Here is a 24,942-nt window from a genome sequence, read left to right as displayed (position 1 = left end):
TACGAACAGAGTCCATAGGCGGATGTTTGCCGGGCAGGATTTTGCCAAACAGTCCCGTTTAATTTGCGATAAACTGTTGATGCAGGCCGACATTCACATCTTTTTACAAGGAGTTCCCGGTGCCGGAGCCGTTAAGTGATTTTCTCCAGCATGAGCCGTCCGTGTCAGTTGTTCTTGCTCTGCTTCTTCTGTCTGTCGTAATTCTGACCATTGCTTACGTGAGAACGCGCCGGGCCCAAGAGGTGCTGTCAGCTCAGATCACCGAGCTTGAACATGCTCGCGCCATGGATAGGCAGCGCAACGATCAGGCCGAGGCCGCTATGGCCGAGCAGAGGTCGCTGCGGGAGCAGGCAGAGACCGACAGGGAGCACTGGCGGGGCCGGGCTACCAGCTTTGAAAATCGGATCGCCAGCCTGGAATCGGAAAACCGGGGCCAGCAGCAGAAGGTTCAGGAGCTCGAGGAGGAGAGAGCGTCCCAGCAGCAAAGAGCCGACGGCATCGCCCGGGAACTCTCCGACGCCAGAATGACCCTGCGGGAGCAGGAAGTGACGCTGGATAAAGAACGCCGGGCGACCACTGAAAAGCTTGAGCTTCTCGAGCGCAACCGCGATGCGCTCAAACAGGAATTCGAAAACCTGGCCAACAAGATCTTTGAGCAGAAGAGCGAACGCTTCAGCCAGCAGACCCGAACCAGCCTGGATACCCTGCTGAACCCCTTCCGCGATCAGCTTCAGGACTTCCGCAAGCGGGTTGAGGACGTCTACACCACGGAAACCCGGGATCGCCAGGCGCTGAGAAGCGAGATCAAATCCCTGCAGGAGTTGAATAAACAGATCACCGAAGAGGCGTCTAACCTGACCCGGGCCCTAAAGGGTGACAAGAAGATTCAGGGCAATTGGGGCGAGGTGATTCTTGAGCGCGTGCTGGAGCGCTCTGGCCTGCGAAAGGGTATTGAATACGACACCCAGGGCAGCTATCGCGACGAGAACAATAACCTGCTTCGCCCGGATGTGGTGGTGCACCTGCCGGACAGTCGCAACCTGGTGATCGATTCCAAGGTGTCACTGGTCGCTTATCAGCAGTTTGCCAATGAGGAAGACGACGCTGCCAGGGCGGAAGCTCTGAAACAACATATCGAAGCGGTTCGCAGCCATATCCGCGGGCTCAGTGAAAAGGATTATAGCCAGTTGCACGGGTTGCACTCCCCGGACTTTGTTTTCCTGTTTATGCCCATTGAGCCGGCATTTGTGGCAGCATTTCAGCAAGACGAGAACCTGTTTGCGGAAGCGTTCGAGAGAAAGATTATTGTAGTAACACCGTCCACGCTGCTGGCCACCCTCAGAACCGTTGAGAACATCTGGCGTTATGAGAGGCAGAGCCAGAATGCGCGGCGGATTGCAGACAGAGCGGGCGCGGTTTATGACAAACTGCGGGTGTTTGTGGAAGCAATGGAGAAGCTGGGCGGCCAGTTACAGACCGCCCAGGGCTCGTACGATAACGCCATGAACACCCTGACAAGGGGGCGTGGCAATCTTATATCCCAGGCCAACCGCTTTGTTGAGCTGGGGGTTCGTGTTAAAAAAGAACTGCCCAAGGGCATTCAGGATCAGGCCGAAGTAGATGCGGAAGGCGGGGATGACGTTGGTTCATCGCGCACTGATGACGCTGTCGGTGATAACCAGCAGGAGTGAAATATGCTGAGAACAGTCCGAGTAGTCTGCAATGTCGTTGCAAGTTGTGTCATCGCCGCCATGCTGTTTTCCGGCAGCGCGTCAGCCCTGGAACCCGAACATGAAATGCAGCGGCTGATGCTGGCGACCGAGGCCGCCGTTGAGGCGAACAACTGGGGCGAAGCCAGCGAGTATCTGAACCGACTGCAGCAGATGGAAGCGGAGAAACCTGCAAACTATCTGTATTACCGTGGCCGCGTCATGCTTGAATCCGGCTTCCTGAACGAGGCCAAATCAGCGCTGGAAGGGTATGTATCCAAAGCCGGTGCCGAGGGCGAGCATTACACCGACGCACTGACCATGATCACCCAAGTGGAAAAGGCCCGTCAGAACAATCAGGCCGGTAGCCAGGGTAGTGGTAACAGTAACTCCGAGCAGGTTGCAATCATTGAGCCGGCAGGGGAAGAATCTCTGCAAAAACTGCGTGAGCTTTACCTGGCTGATTCCGACGCCGAGGCCCTTGTGATGCATCTGAACGCGCTGCTCGATAACGCTGGCTGGCGTCCCGATGAGCGCATCCGGCGTCTGGATCGCCCGGCAGATGTGGTCTATGAAGTAAACCGCATGAACGGTTCCCTGAATATTCAGGAGGCCCGTCGGGAGGGCGATGGCCGCATTCTTCGCACCACCGAATCCCTGAATGTTTTCGGGGTTAACCCGAGCGTCGACTGGGACTGCGAACCCGCCGCTTCCGCCTGCTGGATCTATGATCCAAGGGATGGCTCGCGGATGATGCGCCTGGCGGAAAACCAGGGCGTGGTCAGCGAGATCGCCCGCACGCTTGGGCAGTTGATCCGCACCATGCAAAACCAGAACTAGACCGCACGCCAGCTAGCCCGGCCCACCGCGTTCACCCTCGCGGTAGGCGCCGGGCGTCACCCCCGTCCACTTTTTGAAGGCCCGGTGGAAAGTGGACGGCTCGGTAAAGCCCACCTTGAAGGCAATATCATTGATGGCCAGGTCCGGACGAGCCAGGTAATAGATGGCCATATCCCGGCGGAGCAGATCCTTGATCTCCTGGAAGGAAGTATTTTCCTGTTTGAGCCGCCGTCTGAGCGTTTGCGGGCTGGTGTTCAGCTCCGCCGCGATCCATTCGAAGTCCGGCAGCGATCGGGAGAAATCCCGCCCTATCAGCGCCCGTATGCGCCCGGTGTAGGTATTGCTCTCATCCGGCCGGGATAAAAGGTCAGCGGGCGATGTTTTCAGGAATTGTCGCATTTCCGGTTTGTCCCTGATGACCGGCGCGTCCAGGAACCGCTTGCTGAAGGTGAGTGCGGTTTTGCTGCAATTGAATGCCAGGGGGCAATGAAAAATGTGCCGGTATTCGTCGCCATGAGCTGGTTCCGGATAGCTGAACTCGGCGCGTACCAGTTCTACCGGCTGGCCAACCAGCCAGCTCCCCAGCCGATGCCAGATCACCAGGATGCTCTCCTGGAAAAAATGCAGAGGATCGTCGATTTCACCTTCGATCACCGTCACCAGCTTTACCTCGTCGCCATGCTGCTCCAACTGCATGCCTACCATGGGCTCGAACAGCCGGCAGAAGTCAAAAGCCTGGCGGTAAACCGCTTCCAGATTCGGGCAATCAATGATCAGCGCGCACATGGTGGCGAAGGTGCCGGTGCGGCAGCGACGCGGGCCCAGGCCCATGAACTCGTCTTCCATCACATTCCAGATGTTCTGGAGCAACCGGCTGTACTGGCTGCTGCTGACCCGCGCCATCTCGATTTTCAGAAGGTCCGGTGAAATGCCGGCGCTCAGCAGAAGGGCGTCGATATCGAAGCCTTTTTTCTGCGCGCCGGTCAGGGCGGCTTCAACAAAGTGCCTGGAGACCGTAAGTTCCGACATAGTGTCCTTCAGGGTGGTGAAACGAACTCCATCATAAAAGGCCTTGGCGTCATTGCAACTGTTCGGCCGGGACTTCTTGTTGGGCAAGCTCCACCCGGTCACGGCCGGCGTCTTTGGCGCGATAAAGTGCCTTATCGGCTCTTTGCAGAGTATCGTCGGTGGATTCGTCGTTGTGGTACTCGGCAACACCAATGGAGACCGTTACCCTGAAATTGTCCCCTATGTCAGGAAACTTGAGGGAAGCGACTTTTTCTCGCACCCGTTCCGCCTTGATCTTCGCCCCCTCCAGCGGAGTCTGCGGCAGTACCATCAGAAACTCCTCGCCGCCGTAACGGCCAAAGCAGTCGATGGTTCGGAGGTCACCGGCCACGCAGCTGGCAACTGCCTTAAGGATGGCGTCGCCTGCCTGGTGTCCATGGGTATCGTTCACAAGCTTGAAATGATCAATATCCATCAGGCAAATGGAAAAGGAGCCGGGGGATCGGCTGTAACGACTGGATTCCTCACGGATGACCTCAAACAGTCGCCTCCGATTATAGACTCCGGTCAATGAATCCACGTTTACCAGCTCCCGGATCTGTTCCATGGCTTCGCCCAGTTCCCGGTTGCGCTGGCGCAGCTTGCCCCGCAGACCGCTGATAAACCCGCCAATGAAGGTGATTTCCGCCATCACCAGCAGAAAAGCGACCGCCTGCAAAATCTCCAGCTCGCCATCAAGAACCGTCGGGCGGTATGCCCAGAGCCCCAATATCAGCAGAGCGTAAAGCCCGCAGAACCAGAGCCCCACGAACAGAAACTGGCGCTTGGAGAGGGCCAGAATGCCAAACAGCATGGGCACGATGGCAATTAGCAGGAAAATGGCCCGGGCCTGGCCGGCCTCCAGAAAGGCCATCACCCAGAGCGCTGGAATCAGGGACACAATCATCTGTGCAGACGTCATGCTCGGGTCCCGGAACCTGAGGTTGCGTCCGGTGTGGATGAGGTACCAGAAGGTACCGTTGATCAGCAGGCTGGCCGCCAGAAACTCCGTCACCACCCGGAAGGGAATCATGTTTTGCAACCAGCAGTAGATAACAATACTGAAGGTCACCATGTAGGACGCGAAGGACATAGCAAGGCGGCGTTTGCGCAGCCCCTGGTCCCTCAGGCTTTCGTGTTCAGGGTTTTCGGGTTTTCCCGCTTGTTCACCGGTTTTCTCAATTTTCAGTGCAGTCATGGGCAGCAATTATTGTTGTGATCAAAATCCATCTTAGTGACCAATCATGCCATTGTAGATGAAATGAACCTAGCCTCATTTGTTAATTTTTCGGTGAACACAGCAATATTGGAAGAAAAAGCCAGTGGGTTTGACGGATGCGGCGGTTGGTCTTTGCTTCAGAAGCGGGCAGCATCAGGGTAAAAGCCGAATACACCACAGGAGAACGCTATGTCGGGTCCATTGAGCCACCTGAAAGTACTGGATTTCAGCACACTGTTGCCCGGCCCCTACGCCACCATGATGCTGGCGGACATGGGCGCAGAAGTGTTGAGAGTGGAAGCGCCAGACAGGGTGGACCTGGCGAAGGTCATGCCCCCGTTTGACGGCAAGTTCAGCACGACCTACTCCTATCTCTCCCGCGGTAAGCAAACCCTGCAGCTGAACCTGAAAGCCGAGGGCAGCGTGGAAAAAGTCAAAGCGCTGGTCCGCGACTACGATATCGTGATCGAACAGTTCCGCCCCGGTGTGATGGATCGTCTTGGCATCGGATACGACGTCCTGAAAGCCGAGAACCCATCACTTATCTACTGCGCCATCACTGGCTACGGCCAGACCGGCCCCTACCGTGACCGGGCAGGGCACGACATCAATTACCTGGCCCTGTCGGGCGTGGCCAGCCACAGCGGCCGCCAGGACAGTGGCCCACCGCCCATGGGCATCCAGATAGCCGATGTAGCCGGCGGCTCCCATCACGCCGTCATGGGCGTTCTGGCAGCCGTCATCAAGCGCCAGCAGACCGGTGAAGGCAGCTTCGTGGATATCAGCATGACCGATGCTGCGTTTGCCATGAACGCGATGGCAGGTGCTGCCTGCCTGGCCGGCGGCCAGGAACAGAGACCCGAAAGCAATATGCTCAATGGCGGCTCTTTTTACGACTACTACCAGGCCAGTGACGGCCGCTGGCTTTCCATCGGCAGCCTGGAGCCACAGTTTTCGGAAAGGTTGCTGGAAACGCTTGGGTTGAGCGAACTAAAGAAGCTGACCATGAGCCAGAAGCCCGAGCATCAGCAGGAGCTGAAGGCGGCGATCAAGCAGAAGATTTGCGAGCAACCTTTGAGCCATTGGCAGGAGGTGTTTGCGGAGATAGATGCCTGTGTTGAGCCGGTACTAACTATTAGTGAGGCCGCGGAGCATCCGCAGTTGAAGGCGAGGGGGATGGTGGTGGAGGTTGATCGGGGGGATGGGGTTGGGCAGCGACAACTAGGACGGCCAATCAGAATTCCGTAAGTTATTATTTAGCCGTAAAAAAAACCCCAGCTGGAGCTGGGGCTTTCGAATCCAAGGCCTCCTAATTGAGGCCTTTTTGTTTTGCCGTTACCAGCAGCTCAGTGCTACGGAGTTAAAAAGTCGCACGTGGCTGCAGCATCATAAGTTACGAGAGTCCCACAAAGCATCTGGCCAAACACTGTCGCAGGACTGGCCGATGTCGGAGTTCCATGATCACCATCGTTATAGCTGGTAAAGAAGGAACTGTTAATTCCGTCGGTAAGCCCCAGTGTAAGCGGGCGCGTTCCTGACAGAGGCGCAGGGAAGCTGTCTACTGTTACAGTGACTGGCAGCTCTGTAACCTCCGGAGGGAATGTTCCGGAGAGGGCCGGAATTCCCCATTCAGCCTGGTCGGCCGCATTCGGAATTACGTTGTCACCGGACACTTCGGACAGCAGGACTGGGGTTGATGCGTGCATGCTTGCCGCAAAGTTGACCGGGTCTGCTGCGTCCAGTGCGGTTTGCGCGACATTGAAGAACGCTTCGAGAGCGGCGCTACCCTGTGTGGGGCCCTGGCCACCACCAGACTGTGCAAGGCCAAACAGAATCCTTGGGGCGAAGGCCGGTGAGTTTTCCAGAAGCCGAACAATACCACCGCCCGGCGTTAGCATGCTGGCTGATTGGATATTGTTGAAGGTTGTGGGAAGGCTTGTGCTGCCATCTTCGGCAGTGAAAATGGTCTCTGCAATGTCATCCTTATTAACAGACGCTACAAACGGGATACCGGTCAGGGTGCCCAGTGAGTGGCCCGCAAAGTAAGCCGGAGTCGCGGCAGTGACTGCTACCGGCGTACCGGAACCACCAACCTCTGTCGGCCGTTCAAGAGTCAGACCTGCCTTAGCTGCAGCTGGATTACCAAACAGAGTGGCACGCAGATTCATTTGATCCACGGCGCTCTGGCGGTTGTTATCCCGGGCTGTCAGGAAGTTCTGCAGGTTGATGTAGAAGCTGCCAGAACCATCGGTACCTTCAGCATTTGCAGGTTCGAAGACCATCGCCTCAGGCTGGCCAGTGGCGGTAGCGTAGAGGCCGAAGTGGCGTTCGCTTCCAATATCCGGAGCAAGTCCCGGGATAGTGCTTCCGGCATTGGCGACAGTATTGACCAATGACCTTGCGCTGTTGGCATCAAGATCAGGAGACGCCGCCGCAATGGTTGCGATGTTTTCTTCTCCTCCTTCCAAAACAAGCGGTATGAGACCAAGAAGCTGTTCAGCGGTGATCTGAATGTCGCCTGCATTCTCTGCGTCGTTAAGCGCCGCATTGATACCGGAAGGGTCTGGAGTTTCTGCGGCCAGTTCTACAGCAACAAGAGGTGTAATTGCCTCCAGTTCTTCATCGGTCAGGTTACCCTTGGTCAGCAGGTTGATCGTAAGTCCTAGCTGCTCGGCCAATGAGAACGGCGCTACACCGTGCAAAGGCTGGTCAATCGCAACCACTACATAGCCCTGCCCTGCCAGGCCGGTGCCAAATGTAAGCGCCGAGCTGCGATCAGTTGTAATGCCATGCTGGTAAAGGACAACACCTTTTATGCTACCCGTGCTGGGGTAGAGCGCCAGCATTGGCACCTCTTCAGTACTGCGCTGCTTCGGGAAGGGGAATATGTAGTTTACCGCAGTCGATACGGATGGATCGGCCTGGGGCAGAGTCACGCCAAGTGCGCTGAATGTCTGGTTAAGAGACGCGGCGAGTTCGTTGTCAGCCACCCAGTTCAGTGCATTTGCACCAGCAATGCCTGCGGCAGTGTCACCGAGATAGTAGGGAAGTGAAATAGTACCTTCGGCGGCAAGAACACTGGTTGTGACCGGAATGTTACTTGCGACGGCAGAGACCAGACCGACAGGCTTGATTGACGAATCGTCGATAGTAATGCTGTTTGTGAATTCTCCGCCACCTGCGGACACGTTACGGTTTACGCCGGGGAGAGGTGTCGGGAGTTCTGACCTGAACTGCGATGCCAGGGCGACCGCGACGCAATCCACAGCGTCAGATCCGAGTGAAACATCCACGTTTTCAGGGGGTAGCCCCTCGGCCGGAAGCGTACAAGGGCCTGATGGTCCAAAAAGTGCGTTCAGCGGTGAGTCCGGATTAGGTGGAAGTGTCGTCGGAAAACCATCTTCCGCCGCATCGGCGGCAACCAACAGGTCGTTGTGGCCGAAGCCATCCTGAGGGTTTGCTCCAATCAGGAAATCATCGGTCGGAACAATGATGCCGTCTCCGTTTCTATCGAAATCCAGAGCGTTCACCACACCATCATCGTTAAGGTCCCAGTCTTCTGCAGGAAGAGCGTTATCAGCTCCTTGCTGGTTAGCAAAGAACAGAGCTGCACCGGTCAGTTTCTTAGTCGCGCTCACACGCAGGAAGCTGGTGATCTGGTCAGAGAACCAAGCGGCGGGTTCGGCAATGTACTGCAGAACTTTTTCATCTTTCGATGTTGTGAAGCTGTAGCTGATTGCAATGTTGCCTGCGGTCAGTGCCTCTGCACGTGCCGGGTTTACAAAGCCGTTAAAGTAGCCAACTGCGGAAGCTTCCCAAAGATTGTTTATGAGTGACTGGACTGTTCCGAGAGAGCCATCCAATTCATTACTTTCGTCGGTGAGGAAGTCGTAGACAAATGAAGGAATGATCGCATCCCCTGATGCTGTTACTTCATTGGTTACTACGACCACGTAGCGCTTGCCCGGATCAAGGGGCTCAAGCGGCAAAACTCGGATGGCGTCAGCGCTTCCGGCTTCGGTTGTAAGTGTTTCAACGTCTGCACGGTAACGCAGCTGATTTGCCGTAACTGGAACGGTTGAAGCCTCGCGGTTACCAAGGCCCTGAACCGGATCGCCACTTGCATAATCAAGTTCAATCAGAAATACAGTCTGAAGGGCGGGGTTTACGTCAGTGCCGTCCTGATCAACAGTTCCTTTAACGGTTGCCGGATCAAGCGATCCGTTGAACTGAATAACGGTAGGCGCCACTGTTGAAGCACCGCTCAACTCGTTAAGGGCAGTGGTAACAGGCGGTGAAGTATCGTCCACCCCAAAGGTTCCATCGCCTTGCTCGGAATCAAAAATCAAGTCATTAGGTATCGGGAGTGCGCCAGCTGCCGGGTCAAAAAGTGGCCAGGTGGAACCTGCCGGGTTGAAACCAGCGCCTGGCAGGCTTGGATCGACAGCGACTTCATCATCACCACTCTCAGTGCCAATACAGCCAGTCAGGGTAATCGAAGAGGCCACGGCAAGGCTTAATAGCGTTTTCTTGTACATGGGTGGAACCTTTTCCTGTTGTTGTGTCGTTATATGCAGCGTCTGACAGGGCCGGGCTAGCACGGTAAACCTGTTGTCAGTCGCCTTTCTGCTTGTAAATCGGTTGTCTGAATTTCAGGCCGTTAAGATAAGCCAGTTTCCATAGCTCTGACTATAACGGCAGTAAAGCAACAGTTGATCGCTCTAAAGTGTGATTCTGATCCTCATGCCGGTTGGAGTCCGGCCTTCATGGAAAATAGTTGGCGGTAGGACGTTTGTCGAGTGTTATGTGGGATTGTCGCCGTCGGGGGCGCTCATGCCTTGCCGCCAGATTTTCTGGTAAACTCGCCACCTTTCATTTTTTCCGAATAAACAACTCTGATGAGAAGCCTATGACCACCGTAATCCGCCAGGATGACCTGATTGAGAGCGTAGCGGACGCGCTGCAGTTTATTTCCTACTACCATCCCAAGGATTTTATTAAGGGCGTTCATGAAGCCTACTTAAAGGAAGAGTCCCAGGCGGCCAAAGACGCCATGGCGCAGATTCTGATCAACTCCCGCATGTGTGCCCAGGGCAAACGGCCCCTTTGCCAGGACACCGGAATCGTAACGGTGTTCGTGACTGTCGGTATGGACGTGCAGTGGGATGCGGACATGGCGCTGGACGACATTATTAATGAAGGCGTTCGCCGCGCCTACATGCACCCGGATAACGTTCTGCGCGCTTCGATCCTGGCGGACCCGGACGGCAAGCGCACTAACACCAAGGACAACACGCCCGCGATCATCCACTACAAGATCGTGCCGGGTAATACTGTGGACGTTCACGTTGCGGCCAAGGGCGGCGGTTCGGAAGCCAAATCAAAATTTGCCATGCTGAACCCGTCGGATTCGGTGGTGGACTGGGTGCTGAAGATGGTGCCGCAGATGGGCGCCGGCTGGTGCCCGCCGGGCATGCTGGGTATCGGTGTTGGTGGCACTGCCGAGAAGGCCATGGAGCTTGCCAAGGAATCCCTGCTGGACCCGATTGATATCCACGATCTGCAGGCCCGTGGCGCGTCCAACCGTGCCGAGGAGCTGCGGCTTGAACTGTTCGAGAAGGTGAACGAGCTGGGCATCGGCGCCCAGGGCCTGGGCGGTCTGACCACGGTTCTGGATGTGAAGGTGAAGGACTATCCCACCCACGCCGCCAATAAGCCGGTGGCCATCATTCCCAACTGCGCGGCCACCCGCCACGCCCATTTTGTGCTGGACGGCTCTGGTCCTTCGCTGCAGACGCCGCCGAGCCTGGATGACTGGCCGGAAATCACCTGGGAGGTGGGCGACAGCGTCCGCCGGGTGAACCTGGACACGGTCACACCGGAAGACGTGAAAGACTGGAAGCCGGGTGAAACCGTTCTGCTGTCCGGCAAGATGCTGACCGGCCGTGACGCCGCCCATAAAAAGATGGTGGACATGATCGAGCGGGGTGAGGAGCTGCCGGTGGATCTGAAAGGCCGCTTCATCTATTACGTGGGCCCGGTGGATCCGGTACGTGAGGAAGTGGTTGGCCCCGCCGGTCCCACCACGGCGACACGGATGGACAAGTTCACCCGCACCATGCTGGAAAAAACCGGCCTGACCGGCATGATCGGCAAGGCAGAACGCGGGCAGGTGGCGATTGATGCCATTCGCGAGTTTGGCGCGGTCTATCTGATGGCTGTGGGTGGCTCGGCGTATCTGGTGTCCAAAGCCATCAAGAAGGCCGAAGTGGTGGCCTTCGAGGAGCTGGGGATGGAAGCCATCTACGAATTCGAGGTGGAAGACATGCCGGTGACTGTGGCGGTGGATTCAAAGGGCTCGTCTGTACACCAGACAGGCCCAGTTGAATGGCACGACAAGATTATCGCAGCCAAGGCCGTCTGACCCTCGTTAAGACGAACAACTGATATTCAGGTGCTTCCCCCAGTCCGGGGGCGGCGCCGCGAATGCCTCGTTTCCCGGCTGTTCGTCGAACGGCCGCTTCAATACTTCGAGCAACCTCTCCATTGGCTGATAGTCGCCGTTTCGGGCTTCCAGAATGACCTGCTGGGCGAGGTAGTTTCTCAGGATATATTTCGGGTTGGTGGCGCGCATCTGTCTTTCCCGCTCGTCACCAACGATCTCCTCTTGCTGCAGTCTGGATTGGTAGCGTTCAAGCCAGGCGTCGGCGACGCTGCGATCCACGAACAGATTCCGTACCGGCGCGTTTCCTTGTGAATGCAGGTTCGACAGCCCGCGGAAAAACAGGGTGTAGTCGATGTGGTGTTCATGGAGCATGCTGAAGGTGTCCATGATCAGGGTGAGATCGTCGTCCGTCTCACGCGTCAGCCCCAGTTTGCGGCGCATATTGCCGAGGAAGCGCTGGTTATAGGCAGTTTCATAGCAGCGCAGGCCCCTTCTTACATCGTCCTCTTCCATTACCGGTAACAGCGAGTTGGCCAGGTACTGGCAGTTTACGAAGCCGATATTGGGCTGGCGATTGTAGGCGTAGCGTCCACCCTGGTCCGTGTGATTACAGATGTAACCGGCGTCAAAGTCGTCCAGGAAGGCGTAAGGGCCATAGTCGAAGGTTTCACCGATGATCGACATATTGTCGCTGTTCATCACGCCGTGACAGAAGCCCACTGCCTGCCAGTCGGCGATCAGGCGGGCGGTGCGTTCGACGGTTTCCTCATACCAGCGCCGGTAGCGTTCCTGTTCCGGCAGCTCCGCCAGGTGCGGGAAGTGCAGGTTGATCACATGCTCCAGTAGAGCCCGCAGGGCTTCTTCGCCCTGGTGACGAGCGGCAAACTCGAAGTGGCCGAAGCGGATGTGGCTCTGGGTAACACGCAGCAGAGTGGCGGCGGTCTCGATGGACTCCCGCCTGACCGGGTCTTTCGCGCTCACCATAAAGAGCGCACGGGTGGTAGGAATGCCCAGGCCGGCCATGGCTTCGCTGCACAGGTATTCACGAATGGTGGAGCGCAGAACCGCCCGGCCATCGCCGAAGCGGGAGTAGGGGGTCATGCCGGCGCCTTTCAGGTGCCAGTCCCAGCGGCGGCCATCCGGCCCAAGGGTTTCCCAAAGCAGCAGCCCGCGGCCATCGCCCAGTTCCGGGTTATACACGCCGAACTGGTGGCCGGTGTATTTCATCGCCACCGGGTCCATCCCTTCCAGCAATTCGGCGCCGGAGCCCACGCCCGCCCAGTCTTCGGGCTTTTCCGCGCGAAAACCCATGTCCTCGGCCAGTGGCGCGTTGAAACAGACCACCCGGCCGTCTTTCAGCGGAGTCGGCTTCACCCGGCTATAGAAGCTGTCGGGCAGTTCAAGGTACCGGTGTTCTATCTTGACGCTCGTTTCGGGCATAGCGGCTCCAGAAGGAGGCGAATAGTTCTTCAGTGTCCCAGATTTGAAGGCGGTGCGACAAACAGCAAATCAACGACCTATACTGCTATTGGTATAAAACCTGCAGATCGGGAGAAACAATGATCTGCGCTTCAGACCCGAACCTGGCCCAGGAAGCATTATCGTGGCGACGCCCGAGCTGAGCAGTCTTATCCAAAAATTGATAGAACGAGAATCCCTTCCGGATACCTACGCGGATACCGTCAGAAAGGTCATTCTGCCGCTGGCTCAGCATATCCAGAGCCTGCGGCAGGAACGGCATCGCCCGGTGCTGATTGGCATAAACGGTGCCCAGGGCACAGGCAAGTCCACGCTCACGCTGTTTCTGCGGGAGCTGTTGTCGGTTCTGTATCGTGTACCCACGGCCAGCTTCTCCATCGACGATCTTTACCTGACCCGTGCCGAGCGAGAGCAACTGGCGTCGGAGCGCCACCCACTGTTGATCACCCGCGGTGTGCCGGGCACCCACGACCTGGCACTGGGTCGGCAGCTTCTGGAACGACTGACGTCTGCCACCGCAGATACGGAAACCCTTATACCAGCGTTTGATAAAGCCCGTGACGACCGGGCGCCGGAAAAAGACTGGCCGGTTTTCCGGGGCAGGGCCGAGGTAGTGCTAATGGAAGGCTGGTGCGTAGGCGCCCTTCCGGAAGACATCGAATCGCTTGAGCTTCCCGTCAATGCACTGGAACAACAAGAGGATGCCGATGGCACCTGGCGGGGCTACGTGAATCACTGTCTGAAAACCGGTTACCGCGAATTCTTCGCCCAGATTGACTGCCTGATCATGCTGAAAGCACCCTCCATGGAATCCGTGCTGGAGTGGCGCACACTTCAGGAGCACAAACTCAAGGCGAAAAAATCTGTCGCACCAGAACAGGGCAATTCCGAAGATCAGTCGCCGGCGCGTTTGATGAGCGATGACCAGATTGTCCGTTTCATCATGCACTACGAGCGAGTCACCCGCGCCTGTCTTGCCGAACTGCCGAGCAAGGTGGATGCGTTGATCCACGTAGATGAAGGTCACCATTTCAGTGAACCGATGATCCGTCAGCGGTTTTAAAGATAAGCAGAAGGATACGGCCATGCCCAAACCCCGCGTGATCATTTTTTCCGATCTGGATGGCACTCTGCTGGATCATGACACCTATGACTGGGCGCCTGCGAAACCGGCCCTTGAGCGCCTGAAGGCCTCGGCCATTCCGGTGGTGCTGAACTCCAGTAAAACCATCAGTGAGGTGCGTGAGGTGCGCGAGCGCCTGGAGAACCAGTCCCCGTTCATTGTCGAAAATGGTGCGGCGGTGGTGATTCCGGCGAACTGTTTTGACTCGTCTGAAGAACAGGTGAAGCGTTTTGGGGCGCCCCGTACTGAAGTTCTGGCGCTATTGGCGGAGCTGCGTAAAGAAGGCTTCGAATTTTCAGGTTTTGCAGACATGTCCCCGGCGGAGATCTCCCGGCACTCAAGCCTGTCAGAGGCAGAAGCGGAACTTGCCCGGGACCGTGTGGCCACCGAACCACTGTTATGGCACGGGGATGAGGAATCGCTGGCGGCTTTTCGCGGCAAACTGGAAGCCGCAGGTTTCCGTTTAGTGCAGGGCGGCCGGTTTCTCCATGCCATGGGTGACTTCGACAAGGCAGATGGGGTCCGTTTCTTGCTGGAGAAATATCGCCAGCAGGATCCGACAGGACGCCTGGTTGCCATTGCCCTGGGTGACAGCCCCAACGACCAGCACATGCTGGAGCAGGCGGACATCGCCGTTATTGTGAAAGGGGTGCAGTCAGACAGTGTGGTGCTGCCATCCCAGAGCCGCGCCATACGGTCGCTGAAAACCGGGCCGGCGGGTTGGAATGAATGCGTGCTGAATTTGCTGATTGAGTACGGTTACTGAAACCGGATGTTGAAATCACAGGAGCGCCACCATGGGCGATTTTTATCAGAACGGCATAATCACAACCCTGCACAACCTCTGTCGACGGCCTGTGGAGGATCTTGAAAAAGAGCTGATGGGCTTTCGCAAGCACCGGCCCATGTCGCTGGTTTTGCCTTCACTCTATTCGGAACTGGAAGGTCCGGCCCTGAAACACATCGTTCAGGAGCTGGCCAAGGTGCCTTATCTGGAGCAGATTGTGATCGGTCTGGATCAGGCGGATGAGGCCCAGTACCGCCACGCGCTTGAATATTTTTCGGAGTTGCCACAACACGTTCGGGTGCTCTGGAATGACGGCCCGAGACTGCGTGCCCTGGACCTTAAGCTGCGGGAGCAGGGCCTGGCGCCCACGGAAATGGGCAAGGGTCGCAACGTCTGGTACTGCTTCGGATACACCCTGGCCTGTGGCCGTAGCAAGGCGGTGGCGCTGCACGACTGCGATATTCTGACCTATTCCCGGGATCTGGTCGCACGGCTGATCTACCCGGTGGCCAATCCAGGGTTCAATTATATGTTCTGCAAGGGCTATTACGCCCGGGTTGCCGAGGGCAATATGAATGGCCGGGTCAGCCGTCTGCTGGTGACGCCGCTGATCCGCGCGCTCAAGAAGGTCGCCGGCCCAAACGATTATCTGGATTACCTGGACAGCTTCCGTTACCCGCTGGCCGGCGAGTTTTCCTTCCGCACGGATGTGATCAACGATCTGAGGATCCCCAGCGACTGGGGCCTGGAAGTGGGCGTGCTGTCGGAAATGAAGCGCAACTACGCCACCAACCGCCTGTGCCAGGTGGATATTGCCGACACTTACGATCACAAACACCAGGATCTGTCCCCGGAGGATGCCAGCCGGGGGCTGTCGAAGATGAGCACCGATATCAGCAAGGCGCTGTTCCGCAAACTGGCCACCAACGGCGAGATTTTTTCCAACGAAAAATTCCGCACCATCAAGGCCACCTATTACCGCATCGCACTGGATTTCATCGAGACCTATGAAAGTGACGCCATCATCAACGGCCTGAGCTTCGACCGTCACCGGGAAGAGAAAGCGGTGGAGCTGTTTGCCCAGAATGTCATGCGGGCCGGGGCTTATTTTCTGGACAATCCCATGGACACACCCTTCATTCCCAGCTGGAACCGCGTGACCAGCGCCATCCCGGATATCAAGGACCAGTTGATGGAAGCGGTCGAGCTGGACAACGAGGAGTATTCGCGTCCGTGAGTATAAGTCTTCAAAACAAGCTGGCCACCATGCTGGAAGTGGTTTATCCGGCCCTGGATACCCCGGCGCTGGCGACTCGACTGCTGGACACCATGGGCCTGGCAGAGGATGCCCCGGCACCGCCGGCTCATCAGAACAACTGGGACGAATCGGACGTCATGCTCATCAGCTACGCCGACACGGTGCAGGCGCCCGATGAGAAACCGCTGAAAACGCTGCACCGTTTTCTGGACGACTGCCTCAGCGACACGGTGTCTGTTGTCCATCTGCTGCCGTTTTTCCCTTACAGCTCGGATGACGGCTTTTCGGTGATGGATTACCTGGCGGTGAATGAATCCCATGGTGAATGGGCAGATGTGGAGGCCATTGCCAGTGGCTACAAGGTAATGTCGGACCTGGTGATCAATCACATGTCGGCCCGAAGCCGGTGGTTCGAGAACTTCAAGAAGCGGATTGACCCGGGTAAGGACTACTTCTTTGAAGCCCGCCCCGGCGACGACCTGAGTGCCGTTGTGCGCCCGCGAACCTCTCCGCTGCTCAATGCGGTGCAGACCGAAGACGGCGAACGGTACGTGTGGTGCACCTTCAGTGAGGATCAGGTGGACCTGAACTTCGCCAATCCCCAGGTGCTGAACGAATTCGTCGGCATCCTCCGATACTATCTCGAACGCGGGGTGACCTACTTCCGGATGGACGCCGTGGCGTTTCTGTGGAAAGAGGTAGGTACGCCGTCGATTCATCTTCAACAGACTCACGAACTGATCAAGATTCTGCGGCTGCTGATTGAACACCACACCCCGGAATGCGTGGTGATCACCGAAACCAATGTCCCCAACCGGGAGAATCTCACCTATTTTGGCAACGCCAACGAAGCCCATGTTATCTACAACTTCTCTCTGCCGCCGCTGCTGATCAATACCCTGGTGACCGGCAACTGCCGCCACCTGAAAACCTGGTTGATGAGCATGCCGCCGGCGCAGATGGGTACCACCTATCTGAATTTCATTGCCTCCCACGACGGGGTCGGGCTGCGGCCCACCGATGGCCTGCTGGATGAGGACGAAAAACAGCGGTTGATCAATACCATGGAATCTTTCGGGGGTAAGGTGTCCTACCGCCGCACGCCGGATGGCAAGGACCAGCCCTATGAAATGAATATAGCGCTGTACGACGCACTGAAAGGCACGGCAGAGAAGGGCGCAGACCACTGGCAATGGCAGCGTTTTATCTGTGCCCACACGGTTATGCTGGCGCTTGAGGGCATTCCCGCTTTCTATATTCATAGCCTGCTGGGCACCGAAAACGATTATGACCGGATGGAGAACACCGGGCGGTTCCGTTCCATTAATCGCGCCCAGTGGCAGATCGATCGCCTTGAGTCGGCGCTGGCGGACCCGCAGGACCATCATCACAAGGTGTTCACCGAGCTGAAGCGGCTGATCGGCATCCGTCGCAGACAGCCGGCCTTTCATCCCAATGCCACCCAGTTCACGCTTCACCTGGGGCTCAAGCTATTCGGGTTCTGGCGCCAGAGCATGCGGCGCGACCAGTCCATCTTCTGCATTCACAACATCACGGATGAAATCCAGGAGGTCTCGCTGGCAGAGATCAACCTGATCGGCACCGATCACTGGAAGGATCTGCTTTCCGGCATGGCGATCGACGATCTTTCCGGCAGCATTGCCCTGAAACCTTACCAAAGTGTGTGGTTGTCCAACCGCGATTAGTGGCAGAATGCGGCCATGCCGTCTTCACCGAAGCCTCGATTACTGTTGTTATCCGCCTATGACGCAGGCAGCCACCAGCGCTGGCGGGAACAGCTGGTCGCCAGCCAGCCGGATTTCCACTGGGAGGTTCTGGCGCTGCCACCCCGTTTCTTTCGCTGGCGGATTCGCGGCAATGCACTGACCTGGCTGAACGAACCGGCGCTTCAGACGCCCGCTGATCTGATCATCGCCACCTCCATGGTGGATCTGGCGTCTTTTCGGGGCTTTCATCCGCGGTTTGCCCGCACCCCCTGCCTGCTTTATATGCACGAAAACCAGTTTGCCTATCCGGATTCCGGTCTGCAGCATGCCAGCGTCGAGCCTCAGGTTGTCAACCTCTACAGCGCCATTGCCGCTGACCGGGTGCTGTTTAACAGTGACTGGAATCGCCGCAGCTTTCTGGCGGGGGCGCGGAATTTCCTCGACAAGATGCCCGATGGCCGTCCGGACGGGCTGATCGCCGATCTGCAGCACAAATCCGCCGTTCTGCCGGTGCCCATTGAAGACCGACTGTTCGAACCGTCCGCACGGCAACTGAACACGTCCTGTCCGCATCTTCTCTGGAACCATCGATGGGAATACGATAAGGCACCGGACAGGCTGCTTCTGCTGCTGGACGCCCTTGAACGCATGGGGCAAGATTTCCGGCTGAGTGTGGTGGGTGAGCAGTTCCGGAAGTCACCTGAGGCATTTGATCAGATACAGTCACGGCACGGCGCACGTATTCTGAATTGGGGCTATCTGCAAGACCGGGCGGCCTATGATCAACTGCTTGGGCAGGCGAATGTGGTGGTGTCCACCGCGCTGCATGATTTCCAGGGCCTGTCGGTGCTTGAGGCCATGGCATCAGGGTGTGTGGCCCTGGCGCCTGACCGTCTGGCATACCCGGAATATGTACCCGGGGCCCAGCGCTACGCCAGTTATGAAAATGATCCAAAGGCGGAAGCACAAGACGCAGCAGACACGCTGCTAAGGATGCTGGCAACTTCACCAAAGAGTGAGGCGCCGGAATTCTGGCGGCTGAGCGAACTGAAAAAACAGTATCGGGAAGAGATTCGGTCGCTCTTGAATCACGACGGGAACTAAAACATGAAAAGTCGGGGGTAGGAACAGATGACAAAAGCCATCAGGGTCGAGGGTGAATCGCTGATCTGGGAAGACTGCGAACCGGTCTCGGAAGTGCCGGAGAACCAGGTGGCGATTGATGTTGCCTGGACGGCGGTGAATCGCGCTGACCTGATGCAAAGGGCAGGCGTTTATCCGCCACCGCCGGGCGCCTCGGAGATTCTGGGCCTGGAAGTCAGCGGCACCGTTGCCCGGGTGGGTGAGGGTGTCACAACGCTGAAACCGGGCGACGAGGTATGTGCCCTGCTGACCGGTGGCGGCTATGCCACCCAGGTGGTGGTGCCTGCGGTTCAGGTGTTACCGGTTCCGAAAGGTTACGGCCTGCGGGAAGCAGCTGCCATTCCCGAGGTATTTGCCACCGCATGGCTTAACCTCTATCACGAAGCCATGTTGAAACCCGGCGAAAAAGTGCTGGTTCATGCCGCCGCCAGTGGCCTGGGAACCGCCGTTATTCAGCTGGCCACTGCGCTTGGTAACCCGGTATTCGCCACGGCCGGCAATGACGACAAGCTGGAAATCTGCAAGCGGTTGGGTGCGTCCGGCTGCTGGAATCGGAAGAAGGGTTCTTTTGTGGACGCCGTGAAGGCCTGGGGTGGCGTCGATATGGTGCTGGACCCGGTGGGTGGCAGCTATATCGCTGAAGATCAGAAAGTGCTGAACGTGGATGGCCGGATCGTGCTGATCGGTCTGCTGGGTGGTCGCATGGCAGAGGTGGACCTGGGGCTGATGCTGGTCAAGCGCCAGCGGCTGATCGGTTCAACACTGCGTTCACGAACAGTGGTGGATAAAGGCCAGGTGATGACGGCCCTTTACAAGAACGTCTGGCCCTTGCTCAGTGCCCGCCAGATCGAGCCTGTTATTGACTGCTCATGGCCTATTGATGAAGCGGGGGCGGCCATGGCCTATGTGGCGGACGACCGCAATACCGGGAAGGTGTTACTGGAAGTTGCCGGGCGCTGATGGCCCGGCAATCTGTGTTGTCAATCAGTCTGCGACGTGGACCAACTGCTTGCCGAAGTTCTTGCCTTTCAGCATGCCTTTGAACGCTTCCGGCGCGTTTTCCAGGCCTTCGGCGACGGTTTCGCGATACTTCAACTCACCGGAGGCAATGCGGTCTGCCAGGATCGAGGTGATTTCCTGGTGCTTGTCCTGCCATTCGGTCACCAGGAAGAACCGGTGTTCCGGCACAGGGTCAAGCGCCTTCAGAATGTGGAAGGGGGTTTCCACGGAACTCATGTCCTCAGCATTGTAGGCCGAGACGAAACCGCAGATCGGCACCCGTGCACCCGGGTTCAGCAGAGGCGCTACAGCCCGAGTTACCGCACCACCAACATTCTCGAAATAGATGTCGATTCCGTCGGGGCAGGCGGCTTTCAGGTCCGCTTCCAGATTGCCCGCCTTGTAGTCCACGCAGGCGTCAAAGCCCAGCTCTTCCACCACGAAGCGGCACTTCTCTGGTCCACCGGCAACGCCCACGGCGCGACAGCCTTCCTTCTTCGCCGTCTGGCCGACCACGGTGCCCACGGGGCCGGACGCGGCTGATACCACAACCGTTTCGCCGGCTTTCGGTTTGCCCACATACATCAGGCCACAGTAGCCCGTGCGGCCGGGCATGCCGGCAACACCCAGGTAGGTCTGAAGCGGTACGCCAGGTTTCTGGTCAATCTTGTAGACCATCTCGGCGTTGCCGGGGAATACAACGTATTCCTGCCAGCCGGAATAACAGGTAACCAGATCGCCTTCTTTCAGATCGGGTGAACGGGACTCAACGATCCGTGCGACGGATTCGCCCACGATGACCTCGTCGATACCAATCGGGTCCATGTAGCCCTTGGCATCGTTCATCCGCGGGCGCATGTAGGGGTCCAGCGAGAGCCAGAGCACTTTGGCCAGAACCTCTCCCTCTTTCAGATCGCGGACCGGTCGTTCTTCCATCACCAGGTCGCCTTCCTGAATCTCGCCCTGGGGGCGTTTTTTCAGAACAATCGCTCGATTGGTTATATCGCTCACAGATGATCTCCGTTATCAGGTTGCGTAATGAAACCAGATTAGGTTGCAGGAGATTGGCTCCCGGGTCAACCGCTTGTCATATCCGGTCACCTATTGGTGGTTACCGCGCAGGTCTTTTACCCGCACTTCCAGCATTTCTGCGCCTGCGTTTTCCGGGGCAATGGGCGGCTCTGCCAGAAGCTCGATCCGGGACCAGAATCGGGTCGGGAAATGTCTCATGGCGGGCCCGCCGCAATGACTGAAGAAGCTGCCCCACAGGCCACGAAGCGCCATGGGCACCACCGGTACCGGGCGACGCTGCAGGATGATATCCACGCCGCTACGGAAAGCCGAAATCTCTCCGTCGGTGGTCAGGCGGCCCTCGGGAAAAATGCACACCACATGCCCGGCAGCCAGTTCTTCATCAATGCGCTCGAATGCGGCGTTATAGATGTCGGGGACGGTATTCTTCGATCCGATGGGAATGGCTTTGGCCATTCTGAAGATGCCGCCCAGAACCGGCGTGCGAAAGATGTGGTGGTCCATCACAAAGCGCACCGGGCGCCTGACCGCGCCGGCGATCACCAGTGCATCCATATAGGTCACATGGTTGCACACCAGCAGAACCGGCCCCTCGTCCGGAATATTACGCAGACCCTGATGACGAACCCGGTAGATGGTGTGGGACAGAATCCAGACGATGAAGCGCAACACGAATTCCGGCAACTGCTGGTACACAAAGCCGGCGACGATCAGGTTCATGATCGACAGAACCAGGAAGAACTCCGGAATACTGATGCCGATAACACCGAGCATCACCACGCCCATCAGGGCGCTGACTACCATGAACAGGGCGTTGAATACGTTCAGGGCAGCAATCACCTGTGCCCGGTGATCCTCCGGGGTTTCCTTCTGTACGAACGCGTAGAGCGGAACAATAAAAAGCCCGCCAAAAAAGCCGATGGCCATCAGGTCCAGGGCAATGCGGCGATAGCCACTGTCGCTGATCAGGGTCCACCAGGTGGTGGCCATGGGTTCGGCTGGCATGCTGAGGTACAGGTCCAGGCCGAACAGGCTCAGGCCCAGCGAGCCGATGGGCACGATACCCATCTCGATCCTATGGCCGGATAGGCGTTCGCAGGCCATAGAGCCAAGGGCAATACCGATGGTAAAAATGGCCAGCAGCAGGGTGACCACGGTCTCGTCGCCCTTCAGATCTGATTGGGCGAAATTGGGAAACTGGGTCAGGTAGGCAGCGCCCAGAAACCAGAACCAGGAAATAGCCATGATGCACATCAGTACGGAATAATTTTCCGTTGCCAGACGCATCAGGTGCCAGGTTTCCTTGAAAGGGTTACGGCCGATCACTATTTCTGCACGGGTAACGCCGGTTTTGGGAATCTTCCGCGCGGCCAGGTAGCCCAGAATGGCGATACCCAGCGCACCGGCGGCCGCCAGCCGGTGTGGCTGATCAAACCCCATCAGCAGGCCTGCCGCAATGGTGCCCACCAGAATGGCCACAAAGGTGCCCATTTCCACCAGGGCGTTACCGCCGATCAACTCCTCGTTTTTAAGTACCTGGGGCAGAATCGCGTATTTCACCGGGCCAAAGAAGGTGGACTGGGTGCCCATCAGAAACAGCAGCAGAAGCAGCAGTTCGTACCACTGATACCAAAGGCCAACTGCCGCGGTAGCCATAATGATGATCTCCGCCAGCTTTACCCAGCGTATAAAACCGGACTTTTCGTACTTGTCCGCCATCTGCCCGGCAATGCCGGAGAACAGGAAGAAGGGCAGGATAAACAGGAGTGCGGCGAGGTTAACCACTGTGTCGATGGAGAGCCCTGCCAGCCCGCCGGCGGTGTAGGTGATCAAAAGCAGTAGTATGTTCTTGAAAAGATTATCGTTGAAGGCGCCGGAAAACTGGGTCAGGAAAAAGGGAAGAAAGCGCCGCTGGGAAAGCAGCCGGAACTGGCTCTGGTCATCCATGGTTTTAATCCGTTGGTAGCCGCGAAAAAGAGTTAGTTTGCCATTGAGCCGAAAGAATTTTCACTCTTTTACGTTTCAGGCAGGCGCGAACGAAATTTTAAACGTAAATTGTGACAGTCGTCACAGAAGAGTCGTTTTTTATGAGTCAGGCAGGAAGTGAGTCCGCCATGGAACCGATCAGGGAACGTCGACCACAGTTCTGGCAGGTCGCCAAGCGCTGCTGCCAGATTGCCGCGTCAGTAGACGTTGCGTTTTTCTTTATTTTTTACTTCCTCGGGTCGCCGGTTCTGGCGTGGATCAACGTCGCCAGCGTGGCCATGTATGCCATTGCCTATCGGGCCCTTGGCAAGCGCCGCAATGCGCTGGCCGTCAGCCTGATCTGGGCGGAAGTCATTCTTCATGCGGGCCTGGGCATTTTGATGATCGGGTGGGAGAGCGGCTTTCACTACTATCTGCTGATGTTTATCCCGGCGTTGTTCGTCAGTGTCCGGCTGAAACTTGCGCTTCTGGCACTGGTGGCACTCTGGTCTTATTACATTGGCCTGTATCTGGTGATGTGGTTGATCGAACCCCTGCAGCCCATCAGCCGGGAAGCGCTTCTGGCGGTATACCTTTTTAACCTGACCGTTGTGTTCTCTATGTTCAGCTACCTTTCGTTTTTCTATCTGAGCATGGTGACCTCCGCCAATCGCAAACTCCGGAAGCTGGCTACCACTGATCCTCTGACCCGGCTGTTCAATCGCCGTCATATGACGCATCTGGCCAAAAAAGAGCTGTCCCGTTATGAACGCAATGGCCATCCGCTGTCCTTTATCCTGCTGGATATTGACCACTTCAAGGTCATAAATGACCGTTACGGTCATGAGGCAGGGGACTATGTGCTGAAGGAGGTTGCGCGGGTTATCAAGGAGCAACTGCGCACCCAGGACCTGATTGCCCGCTGGGGTGGAGAGGAATTTCTGGTGATTCTTCCGGAGACCACCATAGGCCGTGCGGAGGCGGGCGCCGAACGCATTCGAGCGGGCCTTCTGGCCCACCAGTGGCGGACGCCGGGCGGCGAGCTCGTTGAACTCACCATCAGTGCCGGTGTCAGTGAATTCCGCCCCGGTGACGATCTCAACGCCGCAATTAACCGGGCCGATCATGCTCTTTATCGGGGCAAGGACAACGGCCGGAACCGGGTTGAAGTGGAAACCGTGTGACAGGATGTCAGACGCCCGGCCAGTTTCCCGGAACCACAAATACCCGCGAAGTTTCCCGCCACTGACGGTCCTCCGGGGACTGCTGAAGCGCTGCGAACAGCCGGGGTATGCCCGCAGAGCGAACCGTCTCCAGGGCATCCGATGTTTGTTTGCTATCCGGTCGCTGCTGCTGGCTCCAGGGGCCGAGCCAGTGGGGTTTTATCAGCGGGACCCAGTTCTGGGTGACGCGTTTCCCGCTTTCGTCTGATTCATCCAGTTCGCTGATATAGAGCCATTCTCCGCGCAGATGGTCGACGGGCGGTGGTATCGGGTCGCCGGCGGGATGGAACAGATAGCCGGGCATGAAAATTCTCGTCTGTGTTGGTAGGGGAATCCCCAGGGATTCAAGCAGCGCCCGGGCCTCGGGTTTGTGCGTCAGGCAGCTCTGGTGATCGATCAGCCGCCGTGATTTCAGATCCAGCCGGTCCTTTGCATTGGGGCCGTACCACAGGGGCGTAGCGGGGTGATCGCCGCGGTAGCCGAGGTAGAATTTCACCGCGATTTCGTGGTGCTCGACGGCGTGATCCACCGGATTTCGGACGATAAAATCCAGCTCGCCCAGGGTAATGCCATTTTGTCTGACGGGCTGGTTTTTCAGTAACACGTCCCAACCCAGCAGGTCCTCAAGCAGGCATTCGTAGAGACGCTCAAAATAATGCCCCAGTCGCCTCGGGGGCTCTTCCGTAAGTACCTTTGGTCCCGCCTCCGGGGCTTCGTCCCAGCCTTGCAGTCGTTCGCGCAGGTTATCGGGAAGATAGCTTGACGGCTCGAACCTGTGTGCCGTGTCGATCAGCTGAGGTGCCTGGCTCATCCAGGCGAGGTGGCGCACGGCCGGGGTGCGGTACTGAGTATGAAATGGGTCACTGGATTGCTCGCTCATGTTCGCAGGATACCGTAAACACTGGCAAACGGGCGACAGCAGACGGGACAGGCCGCCTGGCATTGG

The 24,942-nt window shown here is 57.4% G+C and carries 18 protein-coding genes; 11 read left to right on the top strand and 7 right to left on the bottom strand.

Features of this window, described 5'->3' with window-relative positions:
- Positions 1-284: 284 nt before the first annotated feature.
- Entirely contained in the window at positions 285-1,691 is a 1,407-nt protein-coding gene (rmuC, locus tag FPL19_RS00470; RefSeq protein WP_404802807.1) for a DNA recombination protein RmuC, read from the top strand.
- A gap of 3 nt (positions 1,692-1,694) precedes the next feature.
- On the top strand, positions 1,695-2,549 hold the full coding sequence (locus FPL19_RS00465; protein WP_150909570.1) for a tetratricopeptide repeat protein: 855 nt from the start codon (positions 1,695-1,697) through the stop codon (positions 2,547-2,549).
- Between the two features lie 12 nt (positions 2,550-2,561).
- Here FPL19_RS00465 and FPL19_RS00460 read toward each other — a convergent pair whose 3' ends face one another.
- Both FPL19_RS00460 and FPL19_RS00455 read right to left on the bottom strand, forming a co-directional pair.
- Complete coding sequence (locus FPL19_RS00460; RefSeq protein ID WP_150909568.1) at positions 2,562-3,578, bottom strand: AraC family transcriptional regulator; 1,017 nt, start codon at positions 3,576-3,578, stop codon at positions 2,562-2,564.
- Positions 3,579-3,627: 49 nt separating this feature from the next.
- Complete coding sequence (locus FPL19_RS00455) at positions 3,628-4,794, bottom strand: GGDEF domain-containing protein (RefSeq protein WP_150909566.1); 1,167 nt, start codon at positions 4,792-4,794, stop codon at positions 3,628-3,630.
- A gap of 210 nt (positions 4,795-5,004) precedes the next feature.
- Here FPL19_RS00455 and FPL19_RS00450 point away from each other — a divergent pair, with 210 nt between their 5' ends.
- Positions 5,005-6,063: a CaiB/BaiF CoA transferase family protein gene (locus FPL19_RS00450; protein WP_150909564.1), complete on the top strand. Its 1,059-nt coding sequence runs from the start codon at positions 5,005-5,007 to the stop codon at positions 6,061-6,063.
- Positions 6,064-6,167: 104 nt separating this feature from the next.
- On the opposite strand, the gene FPL19_RS00445 is transcribed toward FPL19_RS00450, so the two are convergent.
- Positions 6,168-9,353, bottom strand: a complete 3,186-nt coding sequence (locus tag FPL19_RS00445) for a hypothetical protein (RefSeq protein WP_150909562.1) — start codon at positions 9,351-9,353, stop codon at positions 6,168-6,170.
- 371 nt (positions 9,354-9,724) lie between these two features.
- Between FPL19_RS00445 and FPL19_RS00440 the strand changes: the two genes are divergently transcribed.
- Positions 9,725-11,239 (top strand): fumarate hydratase, encoded by a 1,515-nt coding sequence (locus FPL19_RS00440; RefSeq protein ID WP_150909560.1) that lies wholly within the window; start codon positions 9,725-9,727, stop codon positions 11,237-11,239.
- A 6-nt stretch (positions 11,240-11,245) separates the two neighbouring features.
- Here the strand turns inward: FPL19_RS00440 and FPL19_RS00435 are convergent, their stop codons facing one another.
- Positions 11,246-12,700 carry a protein adenylyltransferase SelO gene (locus FPL19_RS00435; RefSeq protein WP_150909558.1) on the bottom strand — a complete coding sequence of 485 codons (1,455 nt, stop codon included), beginning with the start codon at positions 12,698-12,700 and terminating at the stop codon, positions 11,246-11,248.
- 163 nt (positions 12,701-12,863) lie between these two features.
- On the opposite strand from FPL19_RS00435, the gene FPL19_RS00430 reads away from it, so the two are divergent.
- The 6 genes from FPL19_RS00430 to FPL19_RS00405 are packed head-to-tail and all read left to right on the top strand — an operon-like array spanning position 12,864 to position 19,737.
- On the top strand, positions 12,864-13,802 hold the full coding sequence (locus tag FPL19_RS00430) for a hypothetical protein (RefSeq protein WP_225314237.1): 939 nt from the start codon (positions 12,864-12,866) through the stop codon (positions 13,800-13,802).
- Positions 13,803-13,824: 22 nt separating this feature from the next.
- Positions 13,825-14,628 carry an HAD-IIB family hydrolase gene (locus FPL19_RS00425; RefSeq protein ID WP_150909556.1) on the top strand — a complete coding sequence of 268 codons (804 nt, stop codon included), beginning with the start codon at positions 13,825-13,827 and terminating at the stop codon, positions 14,626-14,628.
- A 31-nt stretch (positions 14,629-14,659) separates the two neighbouring features.
- Positions 14,660-15,886: a glycosyltransferase family protein gene (locus FPL19_RS00420; RefSeq protein ID WP_150909555.1), complete on the top strand. Its 1,227-nt coding sequence runs from the start codon at positions 14,660-14,662 to the stop codon at positions 15,884-15,886.
- Between the two features lie 29 nt (positions 15,887-15,915).
- Entirely contained in the window at positions 15,916-17,613 is a 1,698-nt protein-coding gene (locus tag FPL19_RS00415) for a sugar phosphorylase (protein WP_404802806.1), read from the top strand.
- Positions 17,614-17,628: 15 nt separating this feature from the next.
- Entirely contained in the window at positions 17,629-18,738 is a 1,110-nt protein-coding gene (locus FPL19_RS00410; protein WP_150909551.1) for a tRNA-queuosine alpha-mannosyltransferase domain-containing protein, read from the top strand.
- A 27-nt stretch (positions 18,739-18,765) separates the two neighbouring features.
- Positions 18,766-19,737, top strand: coding sequence for an NAD(P)H-quinone oxidoreductase (locus tag FPL19_RS00405; protein WP_150909549.1), 972 nt, complete (start codon positions 18,766-18,768; stop codon positions 19,735-19,737).
- Between the two features lie 24 nt (positions 19,738-19,761).
- Here the strand turns inward: FPL19_RS00405 and FPL19_RS00400 are convergent, their stop codons facing one another.
- Positions 19,762-20,787: an NADP-dependent oxidoreductase gene (locus tag FPL19_RS00400; protein WP_150909547.1), complete on the bottom strand. Its 1,026-nt coding sequence runs from the start codon at positions 20,785-20,787 to the stop codon at positions 19,762-19,764.
- Between the two features lie 90 nt (positions 20,788-20,877).
- Entirely contained in the window at positions 20,878-22,755 is a 1,878-nt protein-coding gene (locus FPL19_RS00395) for an MFS transporter (protein WP_150909545.1), read from the bottom strand.
- 167 nt (positions 22,756-22,922) lie between these two features.
- Between FPL19_RS00395 and FPL19_RS00390 the strand changes: the two genes are divergently transcribed.
- Positions 22,923-23,957 carry a GGDEF domain-containing protein gene (locus FPL19_RS00390; protein WP_225314236.1) on the top strand — a complete coding sequence of 345 codons (1,035 nt, stop codon included), beginning with the start codon at positions 22,923-22,925 and terminating at the stop codon, positions 23,955-23,957.
- Positions 23,958-23,964: 7 nt separating this feature from the next.
- Here the strand turns inward: FPL19_RS00390 and FPL19_RS00385 are convergent, their stop codons facing one another.
- Complete coding sequence (locus FPL19_RS00385; protein WP_150909541.1) at positions 23,965-24,876, bottom strand: DUF1853 family protein; 912 nt, start codon at positions 24,874-24,876, stop codon at positions 23,965-23,967.
- Positions 24,877-24,942: the final 66 nt, after the last annotated feature.

Origin of the sequence: Marinobacter halotolerans (genome assembly GCF_008795985.1) — a bacterium.
Lineage (GTDB): Bacteria > Pseudomonadota > Gammaproteobacteria > Pseudomonadales > Oleiphilaceae > Marinobacter > Marinobacter halotolerans.
The sequence above is the reverse complement of the archived record's forward strand: the minus strand, read 5'-3'. Positions and strand labels throughout refer to the sequence as shown.